Raw genomic sequence first — 19,892 nt, forward strand, 5'->3', positions numbered from 1 at the left:
GGTAGGTCAGAACGGTGCGATGGACGAGGAGCACGCGCGGCCGGCGGGAGTCGACGACGCGACGGTCGAGGCGTTGGGCAAGCTGAGTGAGGCGTTGGAGACGATCCACCGGGTGCGCGGGCACCTCTACTCCGCGCACCAGCTCGTCGGCGGCGCGGATCTCACCCTGGACCGGGTGGTGGAGTTGCTGCGCGGGGCCGGGCACGACGAGGTGGCCGACCGGGTCGAACACGAGCTGCTGGGGCGCAACCTACTGCCCGGCCGGTGGACGTTCCAGATCGTGGAGGAGTTCGACGACGGCTACTACGCCACGTTCCAGGAGATCGAACGGGACGCCCGGGAGAAGCTGGCCGGCGGTCGGCGGCACCTCTACGAGGCCGAGATGAAGCAGCGGCGGCGTACCCACGGCATGCCCGGCCACGAGGCCACGCCGGAGTCGGCGCGGCCCGACCGCGACGGCCGCTGACCGACCCGGTCGCGACGGGCTGCATAACGGAACCGACGGCGCCGGGCGGAGCGGGACGCACGATCGACTCAGGGGAGGCGACGTAGCGGTGTCCGGCCAGCCTGAATACCGCTACATCGGCCCCCGGGCGAGGCGGGTGAGGTCATCCCGGCCCACCGGCAAGGCGGGTGGGGTCACCACTGGCGGCGTACCGTCGCTTTGGGGCCGGTGACCAGGGTGGCGGGCGGGATGTCGTCGGCGACCACCGCGCCGGCCGCCACCACGGCGTCCCGGCCGATGCGGACGCCGGGGAGGATCGTCGCGCCGGCCCCGATCCAGACGTTCTCCGCCACGTCGATGGGCGCACCGGTCAGCCACTCCCGCCGCTGCACGGGGTCGACCGGGTGGCCGAGGGTGATGAAGGTGGCCTTCGGACCGACCATGACGCCCTCGCCGAGCCGAATGCCGGCGTAGTCGAGGAACGTGCAGTTCTGGTTGATGAACACCCGCTCCGCGATCTCCAGATTGAGGCCGTGATCGGTGTAGAACGGCGGATAGATGGTCACCCGCGCCGGCAGCGGCCGGCCGAGGAGCTGCGCCAACAACTCCGCCCGGCCGGCCTCGTCGGTGAAGGGCAGCACGTTCAGCCGGGAGGTCAACTCGGTGGCCCGCAACACCCTCGCGGCCATCGCCTGGAACTCGGGGCTGTGGATGCGCATGAAGCGCTCGTCGGACATCCCGCGATCCTCGCCGACGCCGCCGCCCCGGGGCGCTGCGGGCCACCGCCGTTCACCGCCGCTCCCCCGCCCGCCCCGGCGGGCCGACCGGTGCCCGCATCAGCCGCCGCGCCTGGGTCAACTCCTCGATGAGCCGGTCCACCTGCCCGCTCGACAGCAGCACCGCCCGGGTGCCGCCGTACCGGGTCGCGTCCAGCTTGATCGACGGTTCGCGCCTGATGAACCGGTCGACGAGCAGTTGCAGGCTCACCCAGCCGGTCCGCTCCCGCCCCACGGTGGCGAGGAACCCCCGGTGCATCGGGTCGTTCGGCCCGCACCCCCGGCACCACACCGGACAGACGACCGGCCGACCACCCTCACTCATCGCCGACCCCCGGACGGCCGTCACCCTGACCAGCGACCCGATCGGCCCCCGACGGGCCACCGTCGCCCCGGCCCGGATCGCCCCGGTCGGCGGCCTGGGTCAGCAGGTCGCGCAACTGGTCCGCCAGTTCGGCGGCCTGGGGCAGGGACAACTCGGCCCACGCGTTGCCGGCCCGGCAGGTCGCGTGCACCCCGACGAGCGGCGCACCCGGGACTTCCGCACTGATGAGGTACGTGACGACGAGGCCACTCGCCCGACTCTCACCGACCCGCAGCATCGGGCCACGATGCCGGCGGGCCATGTGCGGCATCACCGGCGGAACCAGGAAACCGCACCGCTCGGGGGTACACCACGGCGGGTGGGTGGTGGTCGGCTTACCGGTACGGGTCATCGCCACCACCGCCCACCGTTACCCCGACGTGCCTGGCCCACCGTCAGCAGCGGGGCACACCGCAGGGTGGGCAGTTCGCGGGTCACCCCGACCGACCACCATGGCGTGGCGAGCGGAGGTGCAGTGGACGGGCCCGGCGGGGCGTTGCGGCGGACAGGTCGTGACGGTGAACGCCTTCGAGACCGCCAGGACGAGAACCAATCGCATCGACGATGAGTGCCGGACATCACACCTCCACAGGTAACCGGGGCGAGGACCCCGGGTTGCTTGGCTGCCAGCGGCATGGCCTGGCCCTCCGAACGGCCTGAGTCCAAGACCGGCTCACGACAGGACCGACATTGGCGGCAACTGGCTTAAGCCAGCTTCGATGAAGGGTGGCAGGCTGTCAATAGCTGGCTTGAGCCAGTTGCGCTAGCCTGGATACCACCTTGAGGAGTGGTGATCCGATGAGTGACCAGCAGGAGCGGCAGCCTCCGAGCCGCCGCATCGCCGAGGAGCTACGGGCCGCGATCATGCGCGGTGACCTCGGCGACGGCGACCAACTACCTTCCGAACGCGATCTGGCCGCCAGATACGCCACGGCCCGCAACACCGCCCGAGAGGCGTTGGGCATCTTGCAGGCCGAGGGCCTTGCCCAGGCCCAACACGGCCGAGGCGTGTTCGTACGCCTGCGGCGTCCGCTGATGAGGATGGGTCGTGACCGGTACTCCCGCCGGGCGCGGAACGAGACGGGACTTTCGCCGTTCCGCATCGAGGTGGAGCGGCAGGGACGCATCCCGCACACGGAGTGCCGGTCGGTGACCACCGTCCAGCCGCCCGCCGAAGTCGCCCAACGGCTGGGGCTCGACACCGGCCAGGAGGTCATCCGGCGAGAGAACTGGTACTTCGCCGACGACGAGCCCATGCAGGTCGGAGTGACCTACATCCCGACCACGGTGGTCGAGGGATCACCACTGGCGAGTGAGAAAAAGCTCGGCCGAGGCAGCATCTACCAGCGGTTCGAGGATCTCGGTTACCCGATCGCGCGTATCCGCGAGGAGGTGAGTGCCCGCATGCCGACGCCCGAAGAGGTGAAGGGGCTCTCGATGCCGCCGGGCGTACCCGTGATCGAGTTGCTGCACACGAGTTTCGATGGTGATGGGCGAGCCTTCGAGGTGACCCGGTTCGTCATGCGCGCCGACGTGAACGGCCTGGACTACGACATGCCCGTTGAGGACTGACCACCGGCGGGTCACTCGGGCAGGTATCGCCCGGGTGGCCGGTCTCGCGCTGCTGTGGGGTTCCGGCTTTCTCTGGATCAAGCTCGCGTTGCGCGGCTTCAACCCGGTGCAGATCGTGTTCGCCCGGCTCCTGCTCGGCTTCCTGGTCCTGACCCCGATCGCGCTGTCCCGGGGACTCCGCTTTCCAAGGCACAAGCGACTCTGGGGTCACCTGTTCGTGGCCGCCATGGTCGCCAACGCCGTGCCGTACCTGTTGTTCAGCGTCGCGGAGGAGACGATCGGCTCCAACGTGGCGGGGGTGCTGAACGCGACCACGCCGCTGTGGACGCTGCTGCTGGCATTCCTCGTCGGCGTCGACCGGGCCGTCACCGTCAAGAAGGCCGCCGGCTTCGCCCTCGGGTTCCTCGGGGTCGTGGTCATCTTCTCGCCGTGGGAGTCCGCGAGCGAGATCGCCAGTTGGGGCGGCCTCGCCTGCCTCGCCGCAGCCGCCAGCTACGGGCTCGGCTACGTCTACATGGGCCGGTTCCTGACCGGGCGCGGAATACCGCCGCTCATGCTGTCGGCGGCTCAGCTCGGCGCGGCTGCCGTTCTGCTGGTCCCGGCGCTGCCGTTCGCCGGACTGGAGTCGCCGGTGTGGCGGCTCGACGCGGTGGCGAGCCTGCTCGTCCTCGGGGTGCTCGGCACCGGGGCCGCCTACGTCCTGAACTACCGCATCATCGACGACGAGGGGCCGACCGCCGCTTCGGTGGTCACCTACCTGCTGCCCGTCGTCGCGGTGCTTCTCGGTTGGGCCTTCCTCCGCGAAGCCGTCACGACCGCAATCGTGGCCGGCATCGCCCTGGTCCTCGCCGGAGTCACCCTGACCCGGAAACGTTCCACCGAAATCGGATAACCCACACTTCACATCGATCAGCAATCCTCGTACCCGGGTGAGTGGGATGGCTGGCCCATCCTGAGGGTCATTGAGTCGAAGCTGGCCACCGACGCTCGCCGCCGGATCGGATCATCGGCTCTGGACTGCGTGGAGGACGCTGATGCAGGTGGTCATGGCAACCAGCCCGGCCAAGCCCGACCAGCCCAACGAAGACTTCACCGGTGCCGTACCGAATGCCGTCGTCCTGCTCGATGGTGCCGGCGTGTCCGGCACCACATCGACCTGTCTCCACGGCGTCGCCTGGTATACCCGCCGGCTCGGCGGGGCGCTGCTCGGCCAACTGGCGGCCGACGACGGCCAGGACCTCACCGCCATCCTCGGTCAGGCGATCGCGCAGGTTGCCGACACGCACCGGGACACCTGCGACATCAGTGACCCGAGCAGCCCTTCCGCGACCGTCACCATCTTCCGGATCGACGACGACCGCGCTGACTACCTCGCGCTCGCAGACTCCGTGCTGGTCCTCGACCACGTCGGGGACGCCCCCGAAGTGATCACCGATGGCCGGGTCGATGCCGTCGGTAGCCGCTACCGTGCCGCGATGGACGCCGCCCCGAACGGAACCGTCGAACACGACCGGGCGCTCCGCGAGTACATCGAAGCCCTCCGCGCCCACCGCAACCAGCCCGGCGGCTTCTGGGTCGCTGCCGACGACCCGGGGGTGGCGGCGGAAGCGCTGACCGGGAGTCTGCCCGTCTCGGGAGTCAGGGGTGCTGTCTTACTCAGTGACGGGGCCAGCCGCATCGTGGACCACTTCGCCCTGGCAGATTGGCCGGCAGTTCTCGCGCTCATCGCTGTGGAAGGGCCAGCCGAGATCATCCGGCGGGTCCGGGCGGCGGAGGCCGGCGATCCGCACGGCAGACGGTGGCCGCGCGCCAAGGCGTCCGACGACGCCACGCTGGCCGCGTGCACCCGGTTTGCCGCCCGACAGGCACCCGCTGGATCGGGCCTCGCTCCCTGGCGAACATGATCGAAAAGCGACACGTGTATGACACGGTCGGCCCAGTCGACCGGTCGGAGGGGACGGATACGAGACTGAGGTGCTAGCCATCCACAATCCACCCACGCGCAGAACGTCCAGATCAGTAGTAGAGGAACCCGCGGATCACCCCGATGACCGCCAGCAGGATGACAACCCCCCATACAACGTTCCGTCCAGTCGAGCCGAAGATCAAATAGGCGATCTGCGCCAGCAAGAAGATCGAACTCAGCACCAAATCTACGAGCAGCAGCACGAGGGTGAGCGCCAAGCGCAGCAGGAACCAGACAAACCCCAGGCCGTACCACTTGTCGATTGTCGAGTCGTCGTATGCCCAGCGGGTGAGCACGAAGGGCTTGTAGAGGGAGGAGTCCCAGCCCTGGCTCCACTTCACGCCAACGCTGGACCAGTACGAGTCCCCACCTTCCTTCACTTTCGCTTGATCCACTCGCTTGAACTGGATCCTCTTGACAGCGCCACCGGTGACGTCGATCAAGACTTGGCCATCGTTGACCTGGATGGTGGTGGTTCCGTTCACGACCACGGTGAGCTGGTCGCGTCCGGTCTGAACCTTGAACACACTGTCGAACCCGGTGGCACCCTTCTTGCGGTCCCGAAGCAAGACGTAGATCGTGCTTCCGTCTCGAGGTGGGAGGGAGTACTCCGCTCCGATCGAGAACTCGCCGATCGGGGTGACGATGCTCGTCTCGCCCTCAACCGCAACGCCATCCGGACCGACTGTCAGGGCCACCGGCAGCAGCGCAGGCTTGTATTTGACCTTGCCCTTACCCTCCCCCTCCGGGTTGCAGCCCGCGAGTACCAGCGCTAGGAGCAGCGGGATAAGCGTCAACCACATGGCGCGGTCTCGATATCGCCGTACTGGTGCAAGGCTTCGGGTGCCCGCCGTTGCCACCTCCCGATCGCAGGCAGAATGCACCTTCACCGTGTACCGCCCGCCTGAGCTGAAACCCTCGACGCCGAGCAAGCTACACATGGTCGCCACATGATTACGAGTGTCCCCGCCTGGTCAAGCCGCTCCCGATCGACGGTCCACCGCCCCTCTCTATTTATCCCGACTCCCACCTCTGCCGGTTCGAACCGCCGGCACATATGCGAGCGCATCGCTGATCTTGCCATTCATGATGTCGTCTCCCCCGTCGATACAGTTGGCGTAGACCGGGAGCAGGACGGCGGCGCCGTGGCACAGGCTCCGGGCAGCCTCGCTCGGCAGGACGCCGGTGTTCGGCCAGAGCGAGGCCGCCACGTGACGTAGGTCGTGTGGCCGGCGAACGAGCGGCGAGGCGACCTGCGCTTCGGTCAGCGCCCTCTCCCTGGCGAGCTTCTACTACACGACTCGGACGGCAGCCCGGGGTTCTCGCTCCGCAGGTCGCCGAGTGGGCCAGGCACAGTGTGCACGTCCTGATGAAGGTCTACGCGAAGTGCATCGACGGTCAGCAGGAGGCCGCCAAGAGGCGGATCGAGAACGCGCTCAGGATCGAGGACCAGGAAGGATCTTGACCGAACTCTGCCGCGTATTTGCCGTGACGAGGGAGATCCAACGGCACTGAGTGAGACTCAGTGGGATCGACGAGAGAAGCCCCTCACCTGTGTTTCATCAGGTAAGGGGCTCCTCTGTGCACCTGGTGGCGGGTAGAGGATTCGAACCTCTGTAGCTTTCGCGACGGATTTACAGGGAACGCACGATCTTGGGAACCACACCCCCTCCGACCAGCTACTTTGCGTCGATCATGAGGACTCAACCCCCCGCGTTCCCGTGATGCTCCCGCAGCGGGAACGTCTCAGCTGAGCGCCTTGCCGATCCGGTCGTTAACCCCGTCCTCTCCCCCGTCGATGCAGTTGGCGTAGACCCGCAGCAGCACGGCGACGCTGTGGCCCAGCCGGCGAGCGACCTCGGTAGCCGGGACGCCAGCGTTCAGCCAGAGCGAGGCAGCCGCGTGGCGCAGGTCGTACGGGCGGCGTGCCAGAGGCGAAGCGGCCTGAGCGGGGGTTAGCGCCTTCTCCCGCGCGAGCTTCCACCACCGGTCATAGACGGACTCGGACAACGGCCCGCCGTGCAGACCTCGGAACAGCCGGCCGTCCGGGGCTGTGCCGTACTCGGTGATGTGTCGATGCAGGAGCGCGACGAGCGGCGGTGGGATCGGCACCGGACGGGTGTCGTTGCGTGCCCGATGCTTAAGGCCGCGCCGCTCGTGAGGCTGTCCATCGTCGGTCCACGCCTTGCCGGCCCTGGGAGCAGTACCGCTAAGGGTGATCCTGCCCCAGCCATACTCGATCTTCTCGTGCTGGCACGAGCCAGCCGGCAAGGCGGTCACGTCGACCAGGCCGTCACCGCAGATGACGCAACGGCCCGGCAGCTCACAATCAGAACGGCGCAGGTCGGCGGCTTCCGAAGGACGAGTACCCGCGTAGTAGAGGCAGCCAAAGAAGGCGGTCACCCGATCGGCCCGGCTGCCGAGCGCCGCCACCGCCGCGAAGAGCGCAACGACCTGAGCCGGGTTGGCGACCACCCGCCGATCGACGGCTGAGGCAACCTCAGGGGCAGTCCACTGAATACGATCGATCGGGTTCGCGTCCAGACGACCCAGCTCGACCGCGTACCCGATCGCGTTGTAGAGGATCGCCCGCTTACGGCGGACCGTGCTCGCAGCCGCAGGTTTACCGTCGAGTCTGAGGCACAACCCGTCGAGAACACGGCGCACCGTGGCCGGACTTTCCAACTCGGTGACGAGCAACGAGGAACGCTCGATCCAGGCCAGAGCGTCAGCGTGTGACGCGGGCACCTCTTCAGTCCAGTTCCGAGGAATCAAGGCGTAGCGGTATAGCGCCTCGCGGAGCACGGCCATGTCGGGACGGTTGCGCCGTTTCGACCCGACCAGGAGGAGCGTTACATCGGTGAGCGCTTCGACCGTCCCTCGACGTGACTTCGCGGCCAAGCGAGGCCATTTGCGGCCCATGTACTCACGGACGTGCACGTACCAGGTAACAGCGTTACGTGCCCGCACCTCAGCCAGCGGCCGACCAGTGTCGGTGTCGAACGGCTGGCCGTCATTAGCAGCCTTGACCAGCTCTGCGCGGAAGGAGCTAGCAAGCGCCTTCTTTTGAAACAGCTCCTCGAACGGTCGGGAAGCACCCTGCACCGTCCAACGAACCCGGTACCACACCTTTCCCCGGATCGTGCGCTTGCCAATGTCCCAGATCCGAACCTCGAAGCTCTTCACGCCGCTTCGCTTTCCAAGTCACTCAGCCAGGCTTCAAGCACCGAGCGACGTACCCGCAGCTCACCATTCGGCAGCTTGTAGACACGCGGAGCCCTGCCGGTCTGTCGCCACAGGTACCAGGTTGAACGCGGAATCCGCAGCTCCTTCAGCACCTCAGATACCGTCAGCAAACTGTTATCGACTCCCATCACCATCGTCCTTTCTGGTTTGCTGTCGGGCCGTGCGGATGCGGTCACCGATCGCGGAGGCGAGTTCGAGTTGCTCGGGGGTGTCGTAGCCGATGCCGAGGATCTGCCAGTCGTTGGCGACCAGGACGTGGGTGTCCTCGGGCAGGCCGGCGTCGGTGAGCGCCGTGCGGAGCTGGTGGGCCTGACGCTCCGCCCGCAGGTTCTTGAAGGTCGTCGAGTAGATGCGCGACTTGGTGAGGAAATGGCCCCGGAAGCCGAGCATGTGCGCCCAGTGGCGCAGCTTGAGTTCGGTGTACTGGTCGAGGCCGCCGAGGTCCCAGGCGGTTTGGATCATGGCCCGGTGGTGGTCGGACACCCGCAGCAGACCGATGTGCGCCTGTGAGCGAATGCGCCGGTCACCGGTTTCGGTGGCCCCGGTGCCCTTGGTGGCGTACTTGGCGATGTAGCCGGCGAGCCGGGTGTCGTTGACGACCTGGTCGCCATCGTCGCCGTCGTTGGTGACGTCGATGTCGGTGGCGGTGATGTCCTTGACGTCGACCTGCTTGCCCCACTGGAGGACCAGCGCGGTTCCGTCGGGTCGTACGGTGTCCAGCTCGACGGACGAAGCCGCGGTACGGACCGCGTCGGTCAACACGTCCGGGGTGAGCCAGGCCGGAGGCATCGAGTCCGGGCCGGAGGGTCCGTCGGCGCGGATGACGGCGTGGAAGTGGACCAGGCCGCGCCGCTGGTACTCGGCAACCTTCGCGTAGGAGATCCGCAGGTGCGCCCCGGACGCGCGGACGGTGAGGCCACCGGCGGCGGCGACGGCCCGGCGGAGGGCGATGGTGAACCGGTGCCAGAGTTGCCCGCTGTGTGCCTGCCACAGCACCGCCCCGATGTAGTCGTAGGTGCCCGGATCGAGCGGGCTACCCAGCAGCGGATGCCCTTCCGGGTGCCAGCGCCCGCAGGAGCAGGGCCGCTTGCCGGGCCGGTTGTGGACCGCGCCGAACGACGGAGCGGTGAGGGTCACGAACAGTCGGGTTGACCGGGCGACGGTGTCGGGGACGCCCTTGCCGCCGTTCATGCCCGCGTGGATGAGGTGCCAGGCGTCGGCGGCGTACCGGTCGGCGCAGGTCGGGCAGACCGCAGCGCGGCGGGTGCCGCAGGAGGCCCACACCCGGCCCTGCCGCGCGGCGATCAGGTCCCCGGTGCCGAGGTGGCGGACCTCCCACTTGCCGACGAGGCGGACGGGCTGGAGGCAACCACGAACCGACTCGACGCCGGCCCGCCATTCCTTGTACGCCGGCGACCGCATCCACCGGGTCAGGGCCGCCTCAGGGTCGTGCACCCGTTGAGGTGCACGGGGTGGTGATGGCATGAGGTTCCTTCGGAGGCAGGGCCCGCCGCGCTCCCCGGGATCGAGGAGCACGGCGGGCCAGGGTGAGTCAGAGAAGGTCGGCGGGGCTGGTGACCGTGATGGGGTTCAGGTCACGGACCCGGACGGCGGGTCGGATGTCCGGGGTCGGGGTGGTGTGGTCGTCCCGATGGGGGTCGAACATGGCCACTGCGGCCCGGGTGGTCTTGGCCCGGTACATGGCCGCGTCGGCGTCCGCGAGTGCGGCGGGTAGGTCATCGGCGGTCCGGGCGAGGCCGATGCTGGCGGTGACCGTGACCGTGATGCCGGTGGGCAGCGGGATCGGAGCCGCGATTGCTCGGGCGAGCCGGTCAGCGACGCCGGCCGGGTCGGGGCCGTCGATCAGGGCCGCGAACTCGTCTCCGCCGAGTCGGGCTGCCGTGGTGGTGATGGTGCGGAGCCGGCCGGCGACGGTGGTCAGCACCAGGTCTCCGGCGGCGTGGCCGTGGGTGTCGTTCACGGGCTTGAACCCGTCGAGGTCGATCACCGCCACGTGCGGCCGGGTGGGGGCGAGGCGTATCCACGCCTGGGTGAGCCCGGCCCGGTTCGCTAGACCGGACAGCGGGTCACGCAGCAGGGCTTGCCGGAGGGTGGTCAGCTCGGTGTGGAGGGCGGTCACGCGGACCACGGTTCGCCGGTAGCGCGTGAGGACCAGGACCAGGACGAGAGCGACGGCCAGGAGCAGACCGAGCGCGAGCGTAAGCGACGGGAGGTAGGACACGGCAGGTCTCCGATCAGGGGGCCGGTGGTCCTGCCGCGCCCGCAGAAAAGGAGCGCGGCAGGACCAGAGGGAACCGGTGGGAGAAGGTCAGTGCGTGTAGCCGTTGGCGGTGACCGGGGTGAGCCGGTCGACCACCCGGGCCGCGATCGGCAGCGGTAGACGGGTGACGCGCTGGACGTCGACGGCGGTTACCGGAGTGGGCGAGTCCGCGACGAGTTGCCGGATCTGCGCCTGCATTCCGGCCGGGATGCCCAGCCCCTCCAGCTCCACCACCGCAGCCGGAACCGGGGGCAGGGGCGGGGGCGGAGTCTCCGCCCGAGGGACCGGGGCCGGGGCCGGGGTGGGGGTGGTCTGCTGGGGCATGACCGGAACGGTCGGGACGTTGACCACCGCAGCCGGAGCCGACACGGTCGGTTCGGTCACCTTGGCGTCAGGCTTGGTCAGGACGATGGCCCGGCGTGCTTGGGTGCAGCGCGCCTGGACGATGGGCATGACTTCGGCGAGGAAGAACACCAGGACCGGCACCATGATGTGCGCGGCGAGCATCCCCGCGCTGATCGAGCCTTCACGCGGCCACAGCGCCGGTACGACGTTCATGACGAGGGTGGAGCCGAGGAGGAACCGTTTGAGCCAGTCGACGGCCCCGGAGTCGATGTCGATGCTCCGGGCGATCATCGCGGCTTCCCATCGCAGGATCGTGATGAGGATGCCGACCAGGCACGGTTCGACGCCCCAGCAGCCCCACCACACCGGGTCGGCCGGGGTGAGGTGACCGGCCAGGAAGTCCTGAACGCCGGTGGTGGTGAACACCGACCCGACCGCCAGGAACACCCACAGCGACCGGGTCACCGACACCCGTAGGCGTTCGATGTCGACGATGTCGAGCGCGGCGGCGTCCTGCTCCAGGTCGTGAAGCTGCCGCGCCACGTCCAGCCGGCGGGACAGCTTGCGGACCGGCCGAGGCGGTTTGGCGCCCTGCCGCGTGTCGCTCATCGCTGGCCCGTCGCGGCGAGTTCGGATACCGGCCAGCCGGCGACGCGGACGAGTTCGGCGATGTCGGAGTCGTCGCAGTACGCGGCCCGGACACGCACCGGGGTACGGGAACGCTGCTTGACGACGAACCCGATCCCGGCCGACTCCGGCACGTTCGGGATCTCATCGGCCAGAGCGCCCCGGCGGCGCATGTCCTCACCGAGAACCATGTCGACGTGCCCGGACGACGTGGTCCGCAGGCACACCCGCAGGGAGAACAGATCCCTTTGCGGGATGACGTCCTTGGTGGGTTCCTGGAGCGCGCCGATCACGGTGCCGCCCAGCGCGCGAGCCTGCGACAGGATCAGCGGCAGGACGGCCTGAGCGCCCTTGGTCAATGACCGGTCGCCGTACCCGGTCACCGCGCCCAACTCATCGAGGACCAGGACGTCCAGTGGGGTGTCCCGGGACATGGTGAAGGTCCGCCGGCCCTGCTCTGCCAAGGTGCGTTTACGTTCCTGCATCGTGGTCCAGAAGCCCTGGATGACCTCGACGATGTCGCCGTCGGTCTCGGCGTACCGGTACGACACCGGCTGGAGGGCGTTGAGTTCGGTGCCCTTGGGGTTGACCACGTGCAGGCGGACCAGGCCGTCACGGATCAGCGGCGCGCACGCCCGCAACGCCATCCACGTCACCGAGTTCTTCCCCGACCCGGAGGCCCCACCAACAAGCCAGTGCTGACCCAGCAGCGGCGCGACCCAATCGGTGCCGTGTTCGGTCTCACCGAGGTACACCCGGGACAGGTCCACCGCATCGGAGTCGCCCAGGAGGTCCGGCGGGATGATCGGTTGCGTGAACGGCTCCGACCGCTGCACGACCAACGCGATCACCTGGGGGCGCACCCGCTCGACGCCCACCCGCTCCGCCTGCAACGCGACCGCCAGAGCCTCAGCGGCTTCCTCCCACATTTTCGGCGTCTGCCCCAGCAACAGCCGCACGTAGACGGTTTCCGTGGACGGGGAGTGCGAGCGGATGCGGATGATCCGGGGCACGTTGATCACACCCGTCGTGCGGTGGACCGTGACCAGGTTGCACGCCTCCACCACCCGGCTCCACCACGGCCCGAGGTAGGCCCGCGACAGCCACCGCCGCCGCACCGCCCGCAACCGAGGTGCCGCCACCAGCTCCCAGGAGTCCGGGTGACCCCGGTACCAGCCCACCCCGGCAGCGACCGCACCGGCCATCACACCGCCCGTGGTCGCCGGCCCGAACTCCAGCATCCCCGCGCCCAGCACGGCCGGAGCCGCCACGAACCCCGGGTGCCTGGCAGCCCACCCCGCCACACGCCATTCCCAACCCCGAACGCGCTTACCCATCTCCCGCACCTACCTTCATCAAATCGGATGCAATTCCATTACTGATGTTCTGGGCATGGAAAAGGCCCGGATCGGATTACCAACCCGGGCCTTCTCCGTCGAACAACTGTCGGTCAGCGGACCGCTTCGAGCATCTTCTTCGCGAGCGTCGTCGCCCGTTTCGCCTTGTCGGTTTCCTCCAGCCACGGCGTGGCCTCTTCGAGGAGAATCAGCAGCACCGCCACCGATCGACGCAACTCGTCGTAGTGCTTCATGTAGCGGTACCGCTCCGGCATTCCCTTCATCGACCTGCGCAGCAGACGCATCGCCTGATCAACCCCGTCATAGGTGTCAGTGACCCGGTACGACATCAATTCACCTTCCACGGCTTAGCGATCAGATCCGCCTCATACGTCTTGACCCGCACGCTGAACGACCGCAGCGACTCCACCGCCTGACGGTGCGCCTCCTCCAGGTCCTCGATCCGGGCGGCGAACTGGTACAGCGTCCCCGGCGGCGGCTCACAGGACTTGATCAGGCTTTTCACGCCGTCGAGGAGCAACGCCAAGCCCTGCACGTTGCCGACCAGCGCCTCATACCGCCGCCGGCCGGTCATCGACTTCACCATCTCCGGCACCAAATCCACACCTGCTCCTTCCGGTCACGGAAGCCCACACGATCGGTGGACACCACCCACCCCCGGGAACCCGCACCCAGGAGGGATGGAAACCACCGACCAGGCGGTCACTCCCGGCCCGTCAGACGCCACACCCGCCGCCACCGACGCGTCTCACGACGAATCAGCCCGAAGTTCACCGAAATCGAAAGAATCAGCAACCCGATAAGCGTCAACTCGAAATCAGACATAGCAACCTCCCCTCAATTTGTCGAATAGTGATATCAACCTGTTTTAGGCAAGGTTCTATCCACTGTGTAATTCTCAATGAACATGCTGCCGAGGATGGACCGATCAACGGCCCATTGCCTCGACAAAGTGCCCCGACCCGACTCGAACGGGTCACCCACCAGACAGGGGCGGGGCGAACGATCAGAAACGCGCCCGACTCACCGCGCAGTCTTGAGGCCCTGCGCCTTCCACGTCAGACCCGACCGGCCGTCCCGCTCCCAGTGCGACACCGTCGGCCCGATCAGCTCCACCAACTCGCCCTCCTCCACCACGCCCGGTTCGGTCGAGAGGGTGACCTTCAGTTCCTCGCCCTTGCCCCGGTAGCCGTCCTCGGTCGCTACCGGCTTGGCGAACACCGCCACCGTGTAGAGCGGGTCGTTCGTGCCGTAAGCCGTGAGCACCTTCCCCTCCTGATCCGCCTTGATCGACGGCTCCTCCACCACCCGCAGCTTGTAGCCGGACAGGTTCACAGGAATGTTCCGCATCTGGGCTTCTCTCCTTCGGTCGACCCTCAGGTGGTCGGACGTCGTTGCCTTAGGTGGGTCCGAGTAGGGCGGACACAGCGGTCCCCAGCCTCGGAGGGGTCTGGAGTTGCCTCCGTAACCCCCCTTACGCCACAACCGTAAGTCGGGCTTCCGCCTTCGTCAAGGGGCCACTCTAGGTTTCCGTAACCCCCCTTACTAGACTGGCCTCACCACCCCGGAGGGAGAGTCTGTGGAAGAGCTACAGAGGGTCAGAGACACCCCGGACCCGCTGGATCGGGTTCGGCTGGCGACTGAGGCGATGGCCGACTATCAGGCTGCGATCGCCGAGTTCGGCAAGCTGCGCCGGGACGCCGTGGACTACCTACGCAGCCAAGGTATGACGTTGGCGGAGATTGCCGACAAAGCAGGCGTAAGTCGCGCACGGCTGTCACAGCTCAGCGCCGCGCCGAAGAGAGCCCCGGAGCGCATCCTGTTCTCGGAGGGGTCGACCGTGACGTTCGCAGTCGATACCAAGCAGGAGAGCGGGTCTGGGCGTCCGGTCGTGCACCAGGAGCACGCGGCTGCGATCGAGATCCTTAACCGCACCGTTCGCCGAACTGGCTTGGAACCCGTCGAGGTCGAGTACATCGTTCCTCCCGGCCTAATTGATCTCAACCGCGAGGGGTTGGTGGTGATCTGTGGTCCGCGACGGTCGCCACTAATCGCGCAGATGCTAGCGGCGGACGAGCGTTACGGGTTCGAGAAGGATGCCGATGGTTGGTATCTGCATGATAAGGCGACCGGGCGTCAGTACCGTTCCCCGGAGGATTCGGGCAAGCCCGGTGACTATGCCTATCTGGGTCGCCTACCGAGGCCGGACGGGCGGGGTTACTGGCTTTACATGGCTGGAATCCATGCGCCAGGCGGTCAGGGTGCGGCAATGTATCTCGAACAGGAGCTAAGCGACCTGTATCGGGACGTGAAGGCTACTCGTTGGTCATGTCTGGTCGAATGCGAGTGGGACCCCGAATCGCGCCAGATCCAGCGCGCGGAACTTCTGGCACCAATCCATCAGCCCGGGAGGAAGAGTGCACGTAAGCGTAGCCAGTGAATCCGGACGTCCCGATGGCAGGAACGAGGATTGGGCCGGAGCCACGACGAGCGTTGCCGTTGTCCTTGACGGACTGTCAGAGGCGTCCGAGACGGGCTGTGTCCATGGAACGCCCTGGTACGTGCACCAGCTTGGAAGCAAGCTGTTGTGGCTTGCGGGCAGCTCTGGTCGTGGCTTAGGGGAGGTGTTGGCAGAGTCCATCGACGCTGTAGCGGCCATGCATCGCGACTCCTGCGACCTCGCCCATCCGGGCTCCCCGTGCTCGACGGTAGCCATAGTGAGAAACGTCGGAGAATCGCTGGAGTATCTTGTTCTCTCGGACTCCGTCATAGCGCTTGATCGAACCAACGGTGAGCCGGTAGTGATACAGGACAAGTCGGTCAACGCCTACGCTTCAGATAGCGCACGGGCCGCCAGTTCCGGCAAAGACAAGAGTGACAAAAGCGCGCTCTTCACGCTGATTCGTGAACAGCAACAGGTGAGAAACCAGCCCGGCGGCTACTGGGTAGCGCAGGTCGACCCGTCGGCGGCCGATCATGCGATGTCCGGACTTGTAGAAGAGGTACGCGGCGCTGCCCTGCTGTCGGATGGTGCCGCTCTTCTGGTGACCGACTTCAAAGCGATGGATTGGCCCGCACTACTGGCCTTCTCCTACGAACAGGGCCCATCCGCCTTGATCGCGGCCACTCGGGAGTATGAGGACCGTGATCCGGATGGTTTGATCTGGCCAAGGTACAAGCATCGGGACGACGCCACGGCGGTGATCTGTCGGCTTTAGCGCGTGGTCCGGGCGTAGCGTGTTCAGACTTTCTTTACTTGGTCAAGGGCGGGCCTGCGGCCCGCCGCCGTGTCGCGCCGGGGCGCGCGTGCGGCCTGGCGGCCGGTCACGCCCCGGCGCACGGCGTAGCAAGAGGAGCGATCGACAGCCGCAGCCGGGCGGGCCGGACGCACGCGGGATGCCGGGGCACGCGCAGCGCCCGACGCCTGCCGGACAACCCCGTGTACCCCGGCGCTACGACGGGCCGCCGCCGGAGCTGGGCTCCGAGAATGCCGCGCGGGGGAGGACCGGCAAGCCCCAAGCATGGGGGCGGCGGTCACGGTGCCCCGGCTGGTGACCCCCCGTGCCAGCTCCTACCGCTGTCCAGGTCAGTTCAAAACCGGCACCTGGGAAGGGGGTGGGGGCCGCCGTGGGCGAGGTAGTCGACCAGGGGCCGGCTGCGTTGCTGGTCCGGGTCAGGTCAACGGCGCTGCTGTGGCGGTGTCCACCGGGTGTTCGGCCGTGACACGAAAGCCGAGCCCGACGTCAGGCGCCCATCAGAACGACGGACCCGCTTGAGGCCCGCCAGCCGTACGAAGATCTCCCGCTTGGTGACGGCCTGGCCCTGGCCGTCGAGCTGGTAGCCGGTCACCCACGCCCAGCCGTCATAGGTGGGCCGGGGGCAGACCGAGATCACCCGGAACACGAAGGCCGGTGTCCGCGCGAACTGCACCGACGCTTCCCGGCTGATCAGCAGTTCCTCACCCGGCGTCGGGGGCTGGAGACGGGGAAGGCCCCGTGCCTCAAGAGACATGATCTCCCCTTCCTGCGGTGGCCCTGCCCGACCGGTGTCGGAGGAGACCGGCCGGGCAGGGGTACCGCCGCACCGGGGCGGGTTCGGGTCCTCCACGACCAGCACAGCGGGATAGCCGCACCCTATCCCAACCGGTTTATGGTGGTCCATGGTCTACCAAGCCTGACCAGCGTCCTCCCTGCCCACCTACCGTCAAGACGTGATTGACCCCGAAGGGCCGGTGCCGCTGTATCAGCAGTTGGCGGCAATCCTGCGCGAGCGGATCGAGCGCGGCGACCTGGTGCCCAACCGGCCGATCCCGAGCGTTGCCCGGCTCCAACAGGAATACGGCCTGGCGCGCGGCACCATCCTGCACACGGTGCGCGTGCTGGTGGAGGAAGGCTTGATCTACGTGGTGCCCGGCAAAGGCGCGTTCGTCAAGGAGCGTTGAGCCGGTGCCCGCTCAGTAGCGATCAACGCGGACGTAGCCGCCGCACCACGGATAGACACCGGACCATGATCAGCGTTCCCGCCATGTTCCCGTGGAGGCTCGTAGACGGCTAGACCGCACTGGACTCGGCTAGATCAACGAGAACGGCCCTGTGGTCAGCGTTTCCGCTGTTCACAGGGCCGTTCGTGCACCTGGTGGCGGGTAGAGGATTCGAACCTCTGAAGCTTTCGCGACGGATTTACAGTCCGCTCCCATTGGCCGCTCGGGCAACCCGCCAGGGCACACCACCGCGTCGCAACGCGGCAGCGGAGCAAGGATAGCGGTCGCCCCCGGGGGGATGGCAACCGGGTACCGTCAGAGGGTCGTGGGGCTGGTCAGCACCGCGACGACCCTGACAGACCGCCGGACAAGCAGGAGCATCAGCATGGCAGCGAACCCGTCGTTCGACATCGTGAGCAAGGTCGACCGGCAGGAGGTCGACAACGCCCTCCGCCAGACGGAGAAGGAGCTTGCCCAGCGGTTCGACTTCCGTGGCACCGGCGCCGAGATCTCCTGGTCGGGAGAGGAGGCGATCAGCCTCCAGGCGGAGACCGAGGAGCGGGTCGCCGCCGCGCTCGACGTTTTCAAGGAGAAGCTGGTCAAGCGGAACATCTCGTTGAAGTCCCTGGACGCCGGTGACCCGCGTTCCTCGGGCAAGATTTTCAAGATCGACGCCAAGGTGATCCAGGGCATCGAGTCGGACAAGGCCAAGGCGATCAGCAAGAAGATCCGCGACGAGGGCCCGAAGGGCGTCCAGGCGCAGATCCAGGGCGACCAGCTCCGGGTGACCGGCAAGAAGAAGGACGACCTCCAGGCCGTCATCACGCTGCTCAAGGGCGAGGACTTCGGGGTGGCCCTCCAGTTCACCAACTACCGCTGACCCGCTAGCCGGGCTCCACCCGACCGGGCGGTCGTCCCCCACGGGGACGGCCGCCCGCCGCACAAACCCCGGAAGACGGCGGGGCCGCGTACACCCGAGGGGCGCGCGAGATGGTCAGACGGTGACGGGGTGTTCGGCGCGGACGGCGGCGGCCTCGGCGCGGGCGATCGGGCCGCCGGGCAGGGCCGCGACCCCGGCCCCGACGCCGACCGCCCCGGCGGCGAAGAGGAACGCCCAGGGCACCCCAGCGGCGTGGTCGACGATCAGGCCGGCCACCGCGCCGCCGGCCGCGCTCGCCGCCACCGACATGGTCACCACCCAGGTGTACGCCTCGTTGAGCATGCCCGTCGGGGTGATCCGCCCGACCAGGGTGTTCTCCAGGGTCAACGCGGGGGCGATGGTGGCCCCGCCGATCACCAGGGCGATGCCGAGGGATACCGGGCCGGGCATCACCGCGAAGATCGCCAGGGTGCCGGCCACCGCCGCGAGCAGCCAGGCGAACTGGCGGGTCATGTTGGCCGCCGGGCGGCGTACCCCGAACCAGAAACCGCCTGCGGCGCTGCCCACCCCCCAGACGGCGAGCAGCAGGCCGGCCAGGCTCTCCGGGTCGTCGGTGGGCTGGTTGCCGGCGAACGCCGGCACGATCACCCCGGCCGCGCCGAAGGCGATGCCGAGGCTCGCCACGCAGACCAGCAGCGCCGGGAATCCGCCCACCCGCAGCGGGCCGAGCCCCCGGGCGTGGTGCTCACGCGAGTGGGGCCGCCAGCCGCGCATCACCCGGCCCAGCGCCACCCCGGCGGTGCCGACCAGGGTCACCACGGCCGCGCCGAGCAGTGCGGCGGCGGCGTCGGCCAGCAGGACGAACCCGGCCACCAGCAGCGGACCGAGCACGAAGACGACCTCGAACAGCGACGTCTCGGCGGCCAGCGCGGTGTTGCGCAGCTGGTACCGGCCGCTCGCCGGGGCGGTCAGGTCGTTCCAGGCACCCCGGATGGCGGCGGTCAGCGGCGGGTAGGTGGCCCCGGCCAGACCGGCGGCCAGGTAGATCAGGCGCAGGTCGGCGTTGTCGGCGCGGCTCGCTCCGAGCAGCCCGAACAGGGCCAGCGGGTGGGCAACGGCGGTGACCAGCAGCACCGGGGTGGGGCCGACCCGGTCGGCGATCCGGCCGGCGACCGGGCTGAGTGCGGCACCGGACAGCGCGTAGATGCCGCCGGCCACGGCGGCGAGGGAGTACCGGCCGGTGACCTGCTCCACGACCAGCAGCAACGCCAGCGGCGTCATCCCGATGCCGAGGCGACCGACGACACCGAGGAGCAGCAGCAGCGGCGCCCCGGGAATCCGCCAGACGCCCAGGTACTGGCGCAGTGCGGCCACGGTGGCACCTCCCAGGAGACGATCAGGTAACGACTCAGAACCCTGTAGACCCTAACGCCGCAGGTCGCTCCGGGAATGGTCGATTCACTCACACCCCGGGCCGCTGACCCGGTGGCGGCGAGAGGGTAACTTGCTGATCGACCCAGATACATACACCGCTGAATCGCCCCCGACGCCG

General features: G+C 68.1%; 23 protein-coding genes, 1 tRNA gene and 1 pseudogene. 8 read left to right on the forward strand and 17 right to left on the reverse strand.

Annotated elements, in window-relative coordinates; all coding sequences use genetic code 11:
* The first annotated feature begins 19 nt into the window (after positions 1-19).
* Positions 20-466, forward strand: coding sequence for a hypothetical protein (locus tag AB0K25_RS07850; RefSeq protein WP_219464763.1), 447 nt, complete (start codon positions 20-22; stop codon positions 464-466).
* Between the two features lie 173 nt (positions 467-639).
* Here AB0K25_RS07850 and AB0K25_RS07855 read toward each other — a convergent pair whose 3' ends face one another.
* From AB0K25_RS07855 to AB0K25_RS07865, 3 genes are read right to left on the reverse strand one after another with little or no spacing between them, the layout of a single operon-like run.
* Positions 640-1,182 carry a DapH/DapD/GlmU-related protein gene (locus tag AB0K25_RS07855; RefSeq protein ID WP_255597745.1) on the reverse strand — a complete coding sequence of 181 codons (543 nt, stop codon included), beginning with the start codon at positions 1,180-1,182 and terminating at the stop codon, positions 640-642.
* Between the two features lie 52 nt (positions 1,183-1,234).
* Positions 1,235-1,546, reverse strand: a complete 312-nt coding sequence (locus AB0K25_RS07860) for a precorrin-4 C11-methyltransferase (RefSeq protein ID WP_363819096.1) — start codon at positions 1,544-1,546, stop codon at positions 1,235-1,237.
* Positions 1,539-1,937 (reverse strand): hypothetical protein, encoded by a 399-nt coding sequence (locus AB0K25_RS07865; protein ID WP_363819099.1) that lies wholly within the window; start codon positions 1,935-1,937, stop codon positions 1,539-1,541. Before AB0K25_RS07865 ends, AB0K25_RS07860 begins: the two co-directional genes overlap by 8 nt.
* Before the next feature lie 446 nt (positions 1,938-2,383).
* Here AB0K25_RS07865 and AB0K25_RS07870 point away from each other — a divergent pair, with 446 nt between their 5' ends.
* The 3 genes from AB0K25_RS07870 (at position 2,384) to AB0K25_RS07880 (ending at position 5,061) form a co-directional block, all read left to right on the forward strand.
* Complete coding sequence (locus tag AB0K25_RS07870) at positions 2,384-3,157, forward strand: GntR family transcriptional regulator (RefSeq protein ID WP_363819102.1); 774 nt, start codon at positions 2,384-2,386, stop codon at positions 3,155-3,157.
* A gap of 34 nt (positions 3,158-3,191) precedes the next feature.
* Positions 3,192-4,049, forward strand: a complete 858-nt coding sequence (locus tag AB0K25_RS07875) for a DMT family transporter (protein WP_357537882.1) — start codon at positions 3,192-3,194, stop codon at positions 4,047-4,049.
* A gap of 142 nt (positions 4,050-4,191) precedes the next feature.
* Positions 4,192-5,061 carry a hypothetical protein gene (locus tag AB0K25_RS07880; RefSeq protein WP_363819105.1) on the forward strand — a complete coding sequence of 290 codons (870 nt, stop codon included), beginning with the start codon at positions 4,192-4,194 and terminating at the stop codon, positions 5,059-5,061.
* A 112-nt stretch (positions 5,062-5,173) separates the two neighbouring features.
* Here the strand turns inward: AB0K25_RS07880 and AB0K25_RS07885 are convergent, their stop codons facing one another.
* From AB0K25_RS07885 to AB0K25_RS07935, 11 genes are all read right to left on the reverse strand, one after another.
* The gene (locus AB0K25_RS07885) at positions 5,174-6,055 is read right to left on the reverse strand and encodes a hypothetical protein (protein ID WP_357537886.1); all 882 of its coding nucleotides are present in this window, start codon (positions 6,053-6,055) and stop codon (positions 5,174-5,176) included.
* 814 nt (positions 6,056-6,869) lie between these two features.
* Positions 6,870-8,309 carry a tyrosine-type recombinase/integrase gene (locus tag AB0K25_RS07890; protein WP_308290917.1) on the reverse strand — a complete coding sequence of 480 codons (1,440 nt, stop codon included), beginning with the start codon at positions 8,307-8,309 and terminating at the stop codon, positions 6,870-6,872.
* On the reverse strand, positions 8,306-8,503 hold the full coding sequence (locus AB0K25_RS07895; RefSeq protein WP_208568231.1) for a helix-turn-helix domain-containing protein: 198 nt from the start codon (positions 8,501-8,503) through the stop codon (positions 8,306-8,308). The genes AB0K25_RS07890 and AB0K25_RS07895 overlap by 4 nt, the downstream gene beginning before the upstream one ends.
* Positions 8,484-9,791, reverse strand: coding sequence for a replication initiator (locus AB0K25_RS07900; protein WP_363819228.1), 1,308 nt, complete (start codon positions 9,789-9,791; stop codon positions 8,484-8,486). Before AB0K25_RS07900 ends, AB0K25_RS07895 begins: the two co-directional genes overlap by 20 nt.
* Before the next feature lie 130 nt (positions 9,792-9,921).
* The gene (locus AB0K25_RS07905) at positions 9,922-10,611 is read right to left on the reverse strand and encodes a GGDEF domain-containing protein (RefSeq protein WP_219464771.1); all 690 of its coding nucleotides are present in this window, start codon (positions 10,609-10,611) and stop codon (positions 9,922-9,924) included.
* Positions 10,612-10,698: 87 nt separating this feature from the next.
* Positions 10,699-11,604, reverse strand: coding sequence for a hypothetical protein (locus AB0K25_RS07910; protein WP_219464772.1), 906 nt, complete (start codon positions 11,602-11,604; stop codon positions 10,699-10,701).
* Complete coding sequence (locus tag AB0K25_RS07915) at positions 11,601-12,689, reverse strand: cell division protein FtsK (protein WP_219470389.1); 1,089 nt, start codon at positions 12,687-12,689, stop codon at positions 11,601-11,603. Before AB0K25_RS07915 ends, AB0K25_RS07910 begins: the two co-directional genes overlap by 4 nt.
* Before the next feature lie 383 nt (positions 12,690-13,072).
* Positions 13,073-13,309 (reverse strand): hypothetical protein, encoded by a 237-nt coding sequence (locus tag AB0K25_RS07920; protein ID WP_219464773.1) that lies wholly within the window; start codon positions 13,307-13,309, stop codon positions 13,073-13,075.
* Entirely contained in the window at positions 13,309-13,584 is a 276-nt protein-coding gene (locus AB0K25_RS07925) for a hypothetical protein (RefSeq protein WP_219464774.1), read from the reverse strand. The genes AB0K25_RS07920 and AB0K25_RS07925 overlap by 1 nt, the downstream gene beginning before the upstream one ends.
* A gap of 98 nt (positions 13,585-13,682) precedes the next feature.
* A complete protein-coding gene (locus AB0K25_RS07930; protein WP_363819112.1) occupies positions 13,683-13,805 on the reverse strand; it encodes a hypothetical protein in 123 nt (40 codons plus the stop codon).
* A 198-nt stretch (positions 13,806-14,003) separates the two neighbouring features.
* Positions 14,004-14,330 (reverse strand): hypothetical protein, encoded by a 327-nt coding sequence (locus AB0K25_RS07935; protein WP_219464776.1) that lies wholly within the window; start codon positions 14,328-14,330, stop codon positions 14,004-14,006.
* Between the two features lie 229 nt (positions 14,331-14,559).
* Between AB0K25_RS07935 and AB0K25_RS07940 the strand changes: the two genes are divergently transcribed.
* Positions 14,560-15,420, forward strand: coding sequence for a sigma-70 family RNA polymerase sigma factor (locus AB0K25_RS07940; RefSeq protein ID WP_219464777.1), 861 nt, complete (start codon positions 14,560-14,562; stop codon positions 15,418-15,420).
* A 277-nt stretch (positions 15,421-15,697) separates the two neighbouring features.
* Complete coding sequence (locus AB0K25_RS07945; RefSeq protein WP_219464778.1) at positions 15,698-16,198, forward strand: hypothetical protein; 501 nt, start codon at positions 15,698-15,700, stop codon at positions 16,196-16,198.
* Positions 16,199-16,718: 520 nt separating this feature from the next.
* Here AB0K25_RS07945 and AB0K25_RS07950 read toward each other — a convergent pair.
* Positions 16,719-16,991: pseudogene (locus tag AB0K25_RS07950) on the reverse strand (hypothetical protein); the annotation flags it as partial.
* Between the two features lie 199 nt (positions 16,992-17,190).
* Here AB0K25_RS07950 and AB0K25_RS07955 point away from each other — a divergent pair.
* Positions 17,191-17,421, forward strand: a complete 231-nt coding sequence (locus AB0K25_RS07955) for a winged helix-turn-helix domain-containing protein (RefSeq protein WP_219464780.1) — start codon at positions 17,191-17,193, stop codon at positions 17,419-17,421.
* Positions 17,422-17,613: 192 nt separating this feature from the next.
* Here the strand turns inward: AB0K25_RS07955 and AB0K25_RS07960 are convergent.
* Positions 17,614-17,697, reverse strand: a tRNA-Tyr gene (locus AB0K25_RS07960).
* Between the two features lie 148 nt (positions 17,698-17,845).
* Here AB0K25_RS07960 and AB0K25_RS07965 point away from each other — a divergent pair.
* On the forward strand, positions 17,846-18,340 hold the full coding sequence (locus tag AB0K25_RS07965) for a YajQ family cyclic di-GMP-binding protein (protein WP_219464781.1): 495 nt from the start codon (positions 17,846-17,848) through the stop codon (positions 18,338-18,340).
* 114 nt (positions 18,341-18,454) lie between these two features.
* Here AB0K25_RS07965 and AB0K25_RS07970 read toward each other — a convergent pair whose 3' ends face one another.
* Positions 18,455-19,714 (reverse strand): MFS transporter, encoded by a 1,260-nt coding sequence (locus AB0K25_RS07970; RefSeq protein ID WP_363819117.1) that lies wholly within the window; start codon positions 19,712-19,714, stop codon positions 18,455-18,457.
* Positions 19,715-19,892 lie beyond the last annotated feature (178 nt).

This window comes from Micromonospora sp. NPDC049257 (assembly GCF_040678915.1).
Classification (GTDB): Bacteria; Actinomycetota; Actinomycetes; order Mycobacteriales; family Micromonosporaceae; genus Micromonospora; species Micromonospora antibiotica.

Bases quoted from the DNA above. Each gene is read 5' to 3' on its own strand.
- AB0K25_RS07850 (WP_219464763.1), top strand. From the start codon at position 20: ATGGACGAGGAGCACGCGCGGCCGGCGGGAGTCGACGACGCGACGGTC.
- AB0K25_RS07855 (WP_255597745.1), bottom strand. From the start codon at position 1,182: ATGTCCGACGAGCGCTTCATGCGCATCCACAGCCCCGAGTTCCAGGCG.
- AB0K25_RS07860 (WP_363819096.1), bottom strand. From the start codon at position 1,546: ATGAGTGAGGGTGGTCGGCCGGTCGTCTGTCCGGTGTGGTGCCGGGGG.
- AB0K25_RS07865 (WP_363819099.1), bottom strand. From the start codon at position 1,937: ATGACCCGTACCGGTAAGCCGACCACCACCCACCCGCCGTGGTGTACC.
- AB0K25_RS07870 (WP_363819102.1), top strand. From the start codon at position 2,384: ATGAGTGACCAGCAGGAGCGGCAGCCTCCGAGCCGCCGCATCGCCGAG.
- AB0K25_RS07880 (WP_363819105.1), top strand. From the start codon at position 4,192: ATGCAGGTGGTCATGGCAACCAGCCCGGCCAAGCCCGACCAGCCCAAC.
- AB0K25_RS07895 (WP_208568231.1), bottom strand. From the start codon at position 8,503: ATGGTGATGGGAGTCGATAACAGTTTGCTGACGGTATCTGAGGTGCTG.
- AB0K25_RS07900 (WP_363819228.1), bottom strand. From the start codon at position 9,791: ATGCGGTCGCCGGCGTACAAGGAATGGCGGGCCGGCGTCGAGTCGGTT.
- AB0K25_RS07910 (WP_219464772.1), bottom strand. From the start codon at position 11,604: ATGAGCGACACGCGGCAGGGCGCCAAACCGCCTCGGCCGGTCCGCAAG.
- AB0K25_RS07920 (WP_219464773.1), bottom strand. From the start codon at position 13,309: ATGTCGTACCGGGTCACTGACACCTATGACGGGGTTGATCAGGCGATG.
- AB0K25_RS07930 (WP_363819112.1), bottom strand. From the start codon at position 13,805: ATGTCTGATTTCGAGTTGACGCTTATCGGGTTGCTGATTCTTTCGATT.
- AB0K25_RS07935 (WP_219464776.1), bottom strand. From the start codon at position 14,330: ATGCGGAACATTCCTGTGAACCTGTCCGGCTACAAGCTGCGGGTGGTG.
- AB0K25_RS07965 (WP_219464781.1), top strand. From the start codon at position 17,846: ATGGCAGCGAACCCGTCGTTCGACATCGTGAGCAAGGTCGACCGGCAG.